This is a genomic window from Pseudomonas mandelii (assembly GCF_002251635.1).
GTDB classification, from domain to species: Bacteria; Pseudomonadota; Gammaproteobacteria; order Pseudomonadales; family Pseudomonadaceae; genus Aquipseudomonas; species Aquipseudomonas mandelii_B.
Window position 1 is genome coordinate 1 of record NZ_NMOJ01000147.1, and the last position, 9,996, is coordinate 9,996.

Sequence of the window (9,996 nt, forward strand, 5' to 3'; positions counted from 1 at the left end):
AATAACCGCAAGACCAACGGAGAATAACAATGAAAAAAATCCTGTTGACCGGCTGCACCCTGGGGCTTTTGTTTGGCGCTCAGGTTCAGGCGAATGACGCGCCGCTGGACGGCACGTTGAGCAAGATCGCCAGTGCCAAGTCCATCACGTTGGGTTATCGCGATGCGTCGGTGCCGTTTTCCTACGTGGGCGATAACAGCGGCAAGCCCATGGGCTATTCGGTGGAGTTGGCGAACAAGATCGTTGAGCGCATCCAGCAGAAAACCGGCGTGGCGAACCTCAATGTGAAGTACAACCTGGTGACCTCCCAAACCCGTATACCGCTGGTGCAGAACGGCACCGTGGACCTGGAATGCGGCTCCACCGGCGTCACCGCCGAGCGGCAGAAGCAGGTGGCGTTTTCCTACGGGTTTATCTATGTGAAAGGCCAGTTGCTGACCGCCAAGGACAGCGGCATCCAAGGCTTCGATGACCTCAAGGGCAAGAACGTGGTCACGACTGCGGGCACCACCAACGAGCGTTTTCTAAAGAGCTACAACGCCGAACACAAAGCCAACATGTTTGTGATCAGCGCCAAGGACCACGGTGAAGCGTTCAAGATGCTCGAAACCGGCCGTGCGGTGGCGTTCTACATGGATGACGCGCTGCTCTACGGCGAGCGTGCCAAGGCCAAGGACCCGCACCACTGGGCGGTGGTGGGTAAGGAGCAATCGCGGGAAATCTACAGCTGCATGGTGCGCAAGGACGACCCGCAGTTTCTCGCAGTGGTCAACGAAACACTCGGCGACCTGTACCGCTCGGGGGAAATCAACGGGATTTACCAGCGCTGGTTTGAACAGCCGATTCCACCCAAGGGCTTGAACCTGGAGTTTCCGATGACAGCCGAGTTAAAGGCGATTATTGCCAAGCCGGTCAGTGATCCGGTGGAGTAAGGCACTGGTACCTCGATCCCACGCTCTGCGTGGGAATGCATCCCTCGACGCTCCGCGTCGAAGCGTGACGCAGAGCGTCACCAGATGTGTGCCCACGCAGAGCGTGCCAGCGATGGGGCCTTAGAAGTCACCCCACAATTGCTGGGCAACCGCAAGCGCAACCACTGGCGCAGTCTCGGTGCGCAACACCCGAGGACCGAGGCGGGCAGCATGAAATCCGCGAGCCTTGGCCTGCTCGACTTCAGCGTCGGACAACCCGCCTTCCGGGCCGATCAAAAACGCCAGCGTCGCCGGCTTCGCATGACTTACCAACGGCTTAGCCACCGGATGCAGCACCAGTTTCAATTCAGCCTCGGTCTGCTTCAACCAGTCCGCCAACAATAGCGGCGGATGAATTACCGGCACCCGCGAACGCCCGCATTGCTCGCACGCGCTGATCGCCACCTGGCGCCAATGCATCAGGCGTTTGTCGGCGCGTTCGTCCTTCAGGCGGACTTCACAGCGGTCACTGAAGATCGGGGTGATTTCATTCACCCCCAGTTCGGTGGCTTTCTGAATCGCCCAATCCATGCGCTCGCCCCGGGACAGGCCCTGGCCGAGGTGGATGTGCAGCGGCGACTCGATTTGCCCGGCGAAGCTTTCATCAATCTGCACGACGACGCGCTTCTTGCCGACCTCCACCAGCGTGGCGCGAAACTCCTGTCCCGAGCCGTCGAACAACTGCAGCGCATCACCCTCGGCCATGCGCAGCACACGGCTGATGTAATGGGCCTGGGCCTCGGGCAATTCGTGTTCGCCGGTGCTCAAGGGGGCGTCGATAAAGAAGCGGGACAGTCTCATCTTGGATCTCTGTAAAAGTCGAATATAGCCGCGTGCTCAATCAGCTTTTGTGGCGAGGGAGCAAGCTCCCTCGCCACAGGGTTTTCGGTGACTCAGCCCGGATCGCGGAAGCCGAGTTAAGAATATAGCCGCGTGCTCAATCAGCTTTTGTGGCGAGGGAGCAAGCTCCCTCGCCACAGGGTTTTCGGTGACTCAGCCCGGATCGCGGAAGCCGGGATGGAAGTCTTTCGGCACCGACACGCTGATGCCTTCACGGGTCGCGATGTCGATGCCTTCACTGGCCACTTCAGCCAAAAAGTCGATTTGCTCCGGCGTAATCACGTACGGCGGCAGGAAATACACCACGCTGCCCAANGGCCGCAATAGAGCACCGCGTTCCAGCGCGTGTTCGAACACTTTCAACCCACGGCGCTCCTGCCACGGGTAGGCGGTTTTGGTGGCTTTGTCCTGGACCATCTCGATGGCCAGCACCATGCCGGTCTGGCGCACTTCCGACACATGCGGGTGGTCAACCAGGTGCGCGGTGGCCGTGGCCATGCGCTGGGCCAGGGCCTTGTTGTTTTCGATGACGTTGTCTTCTTCGAAAATATCCAGCGTCGCCAGGGCCGCCGCGCACGCCAGCGGGTTGCCGGTGTAGCTGTGGGAGTGCAGGAAGGCGCGCAGCGTCGGGTAGTCGTCGTAGAAAGCGTCGTAGACGTCGTCGGTGGTCACGCACGCCGCCAACGGCAGATAACCGCCGGTGAGGGCCTTGGACAGGCACAGGAAGTCCGGGCGGATGCCGGCCTGTTCACAGGCGAACATGCTGCCGGTACGGCCGAAGCCGACGGCGATTTCGTCGTGGATCAAGTGCACGCCGTAGCGGTCGCAGGCTACGCGCAACAGCTGGAGATACACCGGGTGATACATGCGCATGCCGCCGGCACCCTGGATCAGCGGCTCGACGATCACGGCGGCGACCGTGTCGTGATGCTCGGCCAGGGTCTGTTCCATGGCCAGGAACATGTTCCGCGAGTGTTCTTCCCAGCTCATGCCTTCGGGGCGCAGGTAGCAATCCGGGCTCGGCACTTTGATCGTGTCCAGCAGCAGCGCCTTGTAGGTTTCGGTAAACAGCGGCACGTCGCCGACCGACATCGCAGCGATGGTTTCGCCGTGGTAGCTGTTGGTCAGGGTGACGAAGCGCTTTTTGTTCGGCAGGCCGCGGTTGAGCCAGTAGTGAAAGCTCATCTTCAGCGCGACTTCGATGCACGACGAGCCGTTATCGGCGTAGAAGCACCGGGTCAGGCCTTCCGGCGTCATCTTCACCAGGCGCTCCGACAGCTCGATCACCGGCTGATGGCTGAAACCCGCCAGAATCACGTGNTCCAGCTGGTCCACCTGGTCCTTGATGCGCTGGTTGATACGCGGGTTGGCATGGCCGAACACATTGACCCACCAGGAGCTGACGGCGTCGAGGTAGCGCTTGCCTTCGAAGTCTTCCAGCCAGACGCCTTCACCGCGCTTGATCGGGATCAGCGGCAGTTGCTGGTGGTCTTTCATCTGGGTGCAGGGATGCCACAACACCGCGAGATCGCGTTGCATCCACTGATTATTCAGGCCCATGTTCAGTCTCCTCGAGGCGGCTCGCTGGTTTCGCGGGCAAACAATCGCGCAAGCCTATGCAATGCATCGCACGGGGACAACCCATTGTGTCGATTGAGCTACTTTGTATAGGTCGATAGACGTTGCTGGCGGCCTTTTGATGGCTGACGTATTCTTCGCGGTTCTTTGAGCCGACAGGCTCGCAAAACCGCTATTTTCTCGTGTATTTCCGGAGTTCGCTGAATGTCTGCTGGTTGGCTGCGCGCCTGTGCGCTGGTGATGTTGGGGCTGTTCAGCGTGTCTGCGCTGGCCAAGGATAAAACAGCGATCGTGATCGGCGGCGGGCTCTCGGGCCTGACGGCAGCTTACGAACTGCAGAACAAAGGCTGGCAGGTGACCCTGCTGGAAGCCAAGCCGAGCCTGGGCGGTCGCTCCGGCATGGCCACCAGCGAGTGGATCGGCAACGACAAGACCCAACCGGTGCTGAACAAATACGTATCGACCTTCAAGCTGAGCACCACGCCAGCCCCTGAATTCGTGCGGACCCCGAGCTACCTGATCGATGGCGTGTATTACACCGCCGCCGACCTGGCCACCAAAGAGCCGGCCACCGCCGAAGCACTCAAGCGCTACGAAAAGACCGTGGATGATCTGGCGCGTTCGATCGAAGATCCGCAGAACCCGGCGGCCAACAACACGCTGCACGCTCTGGATCAGATCAACGTCTCCAACTGGCTCGACCGTCTGACCTTGCCAGCCACGGCGCGTCAGTTGGTGAACCAGCAGATTCGTACCCGTTATGACGAACCTTCGCGTCTGTCGCTGCTGTACTTCGCACAGCAGAGCCGTGTTTACCGTGGCGTTTCCGACCGTGACCTGCGTGCCTCGCGCCTGCTCGGCGGCAGCCCGGTACTGGCCCAGGCCTTCGTCAAACAGCTGAAAACCATCAAGACCAGTTCCCCGGTCTCGTCCATCACCCAGGACAAGGACGGCGTGACCGTCAAAGTCGGCAGCGTCGGCTATCAGGCTGACTACGTGGTGGTGGCCGTGCCGTTGCGCGCCCTGAACAAGATTCAGATGATCCCGGCGCTGGATGCCCAGCACCTGGGCGCGATCAAGGGCACCAACTACGGCTGGCGTGACCAGATCCTGCTGAAGTTCAAGACGCCAGTGTGGGAAAGCAAGGCGCGCATGTCCGGCGAGATCTACAGCAACACTGGCCTGGGCATGTTGTGGGTAGAGCCGGCGCTGAAGGGTGGCGCCAACGTGGTGATCAACCTGTCCGGCGACAACGCACGCGTCATGCAGGCGTTCGGCGACAAGCAGATGGTCGACCAGGTGCTGATTCGTCTGCACGCGTTTTATCCACAAGCGCGCGGTTCGTTCACCGGTTATGAAATCCGCCGCTACAGCACCGACCCGTCAATGGGCGGCGCTTACCTGGCCTTCGGTCCGGGCCAGATCAGCAAATACTGGCGCCTGTGGGAACGTCCGCTGCAGCGCGTAGCGTTCGCTGGCGAACACACCGACACCTTGTACCCGGGCACGCTGGAAGGCGCATTGCGCACCGGTCAGCGCGCGGCCAGTCAGGTTGAAGACCTGGCGGCGGGCAAGTCGTTTGAGCCTGCGAAGGTTGTTCCGGCGGCGACTGCTGTAGCGGCGGGTGCAGTGGCGGCGAAGAAAGGTAACTTCTTCACCAACCTGTTTGGTGGTTCGTCCGATGACGAGAAGAAGCCGGAACCGGTCAAGGCGCCAGAACCAGCAGCTCCGGTAGCACCGGTTCCTGCTCCAGCGCCAACTCCGGCCCCCGCACCGGTTGAAGCGCCGAAGCCCGCGACCCCGGTGAAAGCCGAGCCGGCCAAGAAAGCCCCGGTGAAAAAGCCTGCTGCCAAGACCGAAGCCAAAAAAGCGCCGGCCAAAGCCCCAGCGAAGAAAGCTGAAACGGCGAAAAAAGCAGCGGCCAAACCCGCTGCGACCCCGGCAACGGAAACCAAAGCGCAGTAAGCTTTTGGCACTCAAAGAAACGCGGCAGAAATGCCGCGTTTTTTTATGCCTGAAAGAAACGCATCACAAGAATCGAATAAACCTTGTGGCGCAGGTGTTCCTTGGTTGGACTTCATCTTTTCTCACACATTGGTCTTTAATCTTTCCTTAACGACTCTATTTCAGACTCTTGATCGTATTTCTCGATATTTCAAAGCGAAATTTTCCGCTTTAATTCGATAGGTAAATCGCTAGTCTTGGGCACAGCTCTCACAGGATTTGGGCAATGCAGCTACGTAACTCTTCTTCGCGCTACGGTTGGGTCAGCATCTTCATGCACTGGGGCGTGGCGCTGGTGGTGTTCGGTTTGTTCGCCCTGGGCCTGTGGATGGTCGGTCTCGACTATTACAGCACCTGGCGCAAAGACGCGCCTGAATTGCACAAGAGCATTGGCCTGGTGTTGTTGGCTGTCATGGTCCTGCGGGTGTTGTGGCGCTTTATCAGCCCGCCACCCCCGACACTGGAAACGTATAGCCGCATGACGCGTCTCGGCGCCAAGTTCGGTCATTCGTTTCTGTACTTCGGTCTGTTTGCCGTGATGATTGCCGGTTACCTGATTTCCACCGCAGACGGTGTCGGTATCCCGGTGTTTGGCCTGTTTGAGATTCCTGCCGTGGTTTCCGGGCTACCGGACCAGGCAGACACCGCCGGTGTGGTGCATCTGTATCTCGCGTGGGTGCTGGTAATTTTTTCCGGTCTCCATGCGTTGGCAGCATTGAAGCACCACTTTATCGATCGTGATGCGACCCTGACGCGAATGCTGGGGCGCAAAGCCTGATGTTCAACCTCGACTCACAAGGAATAGAAAGCATGTTGAAAAAGACGCTCGCCGCTCTGGCAATCGGTTCTGCTCTGATGTCCGCNNNNGTGATGGCGGCTGATTATGTTGTCGACAAAGAAGGCCAGCACGCCTTCGTTGACTTCAAGATCAGCCACTTGGGCTATAGCTTCATCACCGGTACTTTCAAGGACCTGGACGGCAAGTTCAGCTTCGACGCTGCCAAGCCTGAAGACAGCAAGATCGAGTTCAACGTACGTACCGCCAGCGTGTTNACCAACCACGCCGAACGTGACAAGCACATCTCCAGCAAAGACTTCCTGGACGTTGCCAANGCCAAGTTCGTCTCCACCAGTGTTAAAACCACCGGTAAAAATGCTGCAGGCCAAGTCACTGCCGACGTGACCGGCGACCTGACTTTCCACGGCGTGACCAAGCCGATCGTGGTCAAGGCTACCTTCCTGGGCGAAGGCAANGATCCATGGGGCGGCTACCGTGCCGGCTTTGAAGGCACCACCAGCTTCAACCGCCAGGACTTCGGCAAGCAGATGGACCTGGGCCCAGCGTCCAACACTGTTGAGCTGTACGTGACGTTTGAAGGTGTGAAAGCGAAGTAATTTTCGCCGCCTGAACAAAAACGCCCCCGGCCTTATGGTCGGGGGCGTTTTTTATTGCCTGGCAAAACCTTTACAGGCGATGCCAATCCTTGTGGGAGCGGGCTTGCCCGCGATAGCGGTGGGTCAGGCAACATGGATGTTTGCTGAACTGACGCCATCGCGGGCAAGTCCGCTCCCACAGGATTTTTGTCAGGAAAAAAAAATGCCCCGGTTCTTGCGAACCGGGGCATTTTTCATGGCAGCGATAACTCAGCGATTGCGGGTCAGCAACGCTGGCTTTTCACCACGAGGACGGCCTGGCAGTTGATCCAACTGCTCGGGTGTCGGGAAGCGATCNGTTTTCGACTCCTTGTGAATGATCTTCGGTGCCGGGCCGCGCGGGTTTTGCACGGCCGGTTCCGAGCGCGGCTGGTCGTCGGTGCGAGCCGGGCGACGATTGCGCGACTCTTCGCGGCGGGCCTGGCCGTCACGTGGAGCGCCGTTGCGTGGACCGCTGCGCTTGGCCGGTGGCGTGCCGGTGGTGGCGCCGTCGCTGCTGCGCGGACCGCTTTGGCGACCCTGAGGCTTGCCGCCGGTGCGTGGAGCACCTGCACCTGCACCTGCAGCCGGTGCCGGAGCACCCGGACGGCGGCCACGGCCTTGAGCCGGTTTGGCCTGAGGCACGTAGTCAACGCGGTTACCGAAGTTATCCACATCGTCGTCCAGGAACTCATCCGGAGCACGATCAGCGGCAGCACGAGGGGCCGGACGCTGTTGCTCGCGAGCCGGAGTGCCTTCGCGTGGCTTGTGTTCGCGGGCCGGGCGATCGCCACGACCAGTGGCAGGCGCTTTTTCCTTGCCGCCCTTGTCCTTGCCCTTGTCTTTACGACCGCCGCCACCGCCGGTGCCGTTCGGGCCGTCGCCGCGCGGGCCACGTGGGTTGCGCGGGTTACGCACATCTGGACGCTCGCGCACTTCAGGCTTCTCGGCTTCTACTGCGCTGGAGTCGAAGCCCATCAGGTTGCCGTCGGCAATCTTCTGCTTGGTCATGCGCTCAATGCTTTTCAGCAGCTTTTCTTCGTCTGGGGCAACCAGGGAAATGGCTTCACCCGAGCGACCGGCACGGCCGGTACGGCCGATACGGTGCACGTAGTCTTCGTCGACGTTCGGCAGCTCGAAGTTGACCACGTGTGGCAGTTGGTCGATATCCAGGCCGCGTGCGGCGATGTCGGTGGCGACCAGGATGCGCACTTCACCGGCCTTGAAGTCGGCCAGGGCTTTGGTGCGCGCGTTCTGGCTCTTGTTACCGTGGATGGCGACAGCGGTGAGGCCGTGCTTGTCCAGGTACTCGGCCAGGCGGTTGGCGCCGTGCTTGGTACGGGTGAACACCAGCACTTGTTCCCAGGCGCCGGCGGTGATCAGGTGCGCCAGCAGGGAACGCTTGTGGCTGGCGGCCAGGCGGAATACGCGTTGCTCGATACGCTCGACCGTGGTGTTCGGCGGCGTGACTTCGATGCGCTCCGGGTTGTGCAGCAGCTTGCCGGCCAAGGCGGTGATGTCGTTGGAGAACGTTGCCGAGAACAGCAGGTTCTGACGTTTGGCCGGTAGGCGGGCGAGGACCTTTTTCACGTCATGGACAAAGCCCATGTCGAGCATGCGGTCGGCTTCGTCCAGCACGAGGATTTCCACGTGGGACAAATCAACGCTGCCTTGGCCGCACAGGTCGAGCAAACGACCCGGGCAGGCGACCAGCACGTCAACACCGCGGGACATGGCCTGAACCTGTGGGTTCATGCCGACGCCGCCGAAGATGCAGGCGCTGACGAACTTCAAGTCGCGGGCATACAGCTTGAAGCTGTCGTGCACTTGGGCGGCGAGTTCGCGGGTAGGGGTCAGGACCAGTACGCGCGGTTGGCGCGGGCCGTGACGCTGGGATTTGTCCGGGTGACCGTTGGGGAACAACCGCTCCAGAATCGGGAGGGCGAAACCACCGGTTTTACCAGTACCTGTCTGAGCCGCAACCATCAGGTCGCGACCTTGCAACACGGCGGGAATGGCCCGCTGTTGCACCGGAGTAGGCTCGGTATAGCCCGCTGCCTCGATGGCGCGGACTAAAGCCTCGGAGAGACCGAGGGAAGCAAAGGACATGAGTAATCCTGTTTTAGTTAGGGCTTGGCCCAAAGGGATAATCTTGCCGGGCGTGAATGGCGTTTAAGAGGAACGCAATCCCGTCCGGTCCTGCTGGGCCTCGAAGGCTCGTCTGGAGCGCTCGCGCGGGCTGAAAAGCTGCGCTGTAGCGGATCGAGGTGCCTTTTTCAAGACCTCAGCGGCCGGGCGTGAGCCTGGCGGAAAGGCCGGAGTATAACAGAGCAATCACTGCGCGCTGCTTTCCTGCTGCTCAACGGTTTTTACGGTGGAGGTGGCGGCGGCTTGCACCCCCGGGCCTGCGCCATAACGGGCGCTGAGCTCAGCGTAGGCGGGCTCGCGCTTGAAGCGCTTGAGCTCGGCACCAAAACGCTGCACCAGCAAATCCATGCCGGCGTTACGGCGTACTGCCAAAAACTGGCTCTGGTGGCTGATGACGGTTGGGTTTTCGGTGATCTTGTCGCGGATGCCCAATTCGTCGAGCAAGTGCTGCCCGACCCGGCGATCAGTGATCAGCAGGTCGATCCGCCCGCGCACCAGTTTGCCGAAGTTGGCTTCATGAGTCGGTGCCGGCTCCCGAGTGAACAGGGTCGATTCGCTGAAATCCTTGCTATAGAGATAGCCCGGCGAGGTGCCGACGGTCAGGCCTTTCAGGTCGTCCAGGGTGCGGAAGGGATGGGGGCGCTCGTTGGCGTAGAACATCACGAACTCGACTTCCGACAGCGGCTCNCTGGGGTAGAGCAAGGTGGCGTCGCGTTCATCGCTGTGAAAAATGTCCAGCGCGCCATCCGCCTGGCCCGTTTCAAGCATCGACAAGCAGCGTTTCCACGGCAGGAACTGCCAGTCCACTTCGATCCCCAGGCGCTTGAAGACAATCGCCGTGGTTTCGTAGTCCAGTCCCAGGGACTTGCCATTTTCTTCATACACGTAAGGCGCCCATGGCTCGGTGACAATGCGTAGTTTCTCGCCCCAAGCGGCGAAGCTCAGGCAAGTAAAAAGCGCAACGGTCAGCAGCTGGACAATGATCGGCATCGCCTGAGGTTAGTACGCTGAACGCCTAATGAGAAGCTCTGGCTTGCCTGTT

8 protein-coding genes are annotated in these 9,996 nt (G+C 60.4%); 4 read left to right on the forward strand and 4 right to left on the reverse strand.

All coding sequences use genetic code 11. From position 1 onward, the window contains the following. The first annotated feature begins 29 nt into the window (after positions 1-29). A complete protein-coding gene (locus B7L09_RS19430) occupies positions 30-932 on the forward strand; it encodes a transporter substrate-binding domain-containing protein (RefSeq protein ID WP_064454517.1) in 903 nt (300 codons plus the stop codon). 120 nt (positions 933-1,052) lie between these two features. Here the strand turns inward: B7L09_RS19430 and B7L09_RS19435 are convergent, their stop codons facing one another. Beyond that, positions 1,053-1,772 (reverse strand): 16S rRNA (uracil(1498)-N(3))-methyltransferase, encoded by a 720-nt coding sequence (locus tag B7L09_RS19435; RefSeq protein WP_094470214.1) that lies wholly within the window; start codon positions 1,770-1,772, stop codon positions 1,053-1,055. Between the two features lie 192 nt (positions 1,773-1,964). Next, positions 1,965-3,371, reverse strand: coding sequence for an adenosylmethionine--8-amino-7-oxononanoate transaminase (locus B7L09_RS19440; RefSeq protein ID WP_094470215.1), 1,407 nt, complete (start codon positions 3,369-3,371; stop codon positions 1,965-1,967). 222 nt (positions 3,372-3,593) lie between these two features. Here B7L09_RS19440 and B7L09_RS19445 point away from each other — a divergent pair, with 222 nt between their 5' ends. From B7L09_RS19445 to B7L09_RS19455, 3 genes are all read left to right on the forward strand, one after another. Beyond that, positions 3,594-5,354: a flavin monoamine oxidase family protein gene (locus B7L09_RS19445; RefSeq protein ID WP_094470216.1), complete on the forward strand. Its 1,761-nt coding sequence runs from the start codon at positions 3,594-3,596 to the stop codon at positions 5,352-5,354. Between the two features lie 265 nt (positions 5,355-5,619). Beyond that, on the forward strand, positions 5,620-6,171 hold the full coding sequence (locus B7L09_RS19450; protein ID WP_094470217.1) for a cytochrome b: 552 nt from the start codon (positions 5,620-5,622) through the stop codon (positions 6,169-6,171). A gap of 32 nt (positions 6,172-6,203) precedes the next feature. Then, a complete protein-coding gene (locus B7L09_RS19455) occupies positions 6,204-6,788 on the forward strand; it encodes a YceI family protein (RefSeq protein ID WP_094470218.1) in 585 nt (194 codons plus the stop codon). Between the two features lie 249 nt (positions 6,789-7,037). Here the strand turns inward: B7L09_RS19455 and rhlE2 are convergent, their stop codons facing one another. Both rhlE2 and B7L09_RS19465 read right to left on the reverse strand, forming a co-directional pair. Next, positions 7,038-8,915: an RNA helicase RhlE2 gene (rhlE2, locus tag B7L09_RS19460; RefSeq protein WP_094470219.1), complete on the reverse strand. Its 1,878-nt coding sequence runs from the start codon at positions 8,913-8,915 to the stop codon at positions 7,038-7,040. Between the two features lie 225 nt (positions 8,916-9,140). After that, entirely contained in the window at positions 9,141-9,944 is an 804-nt protein-coding gene (locus B7L09_RS19465) for a substrate-binding periplasmic protein (RefSeq protein ID WP_094470220.1), read from the reverse strand. Positions 9,945-9,996: the final 52 nt, after the last annotated feature.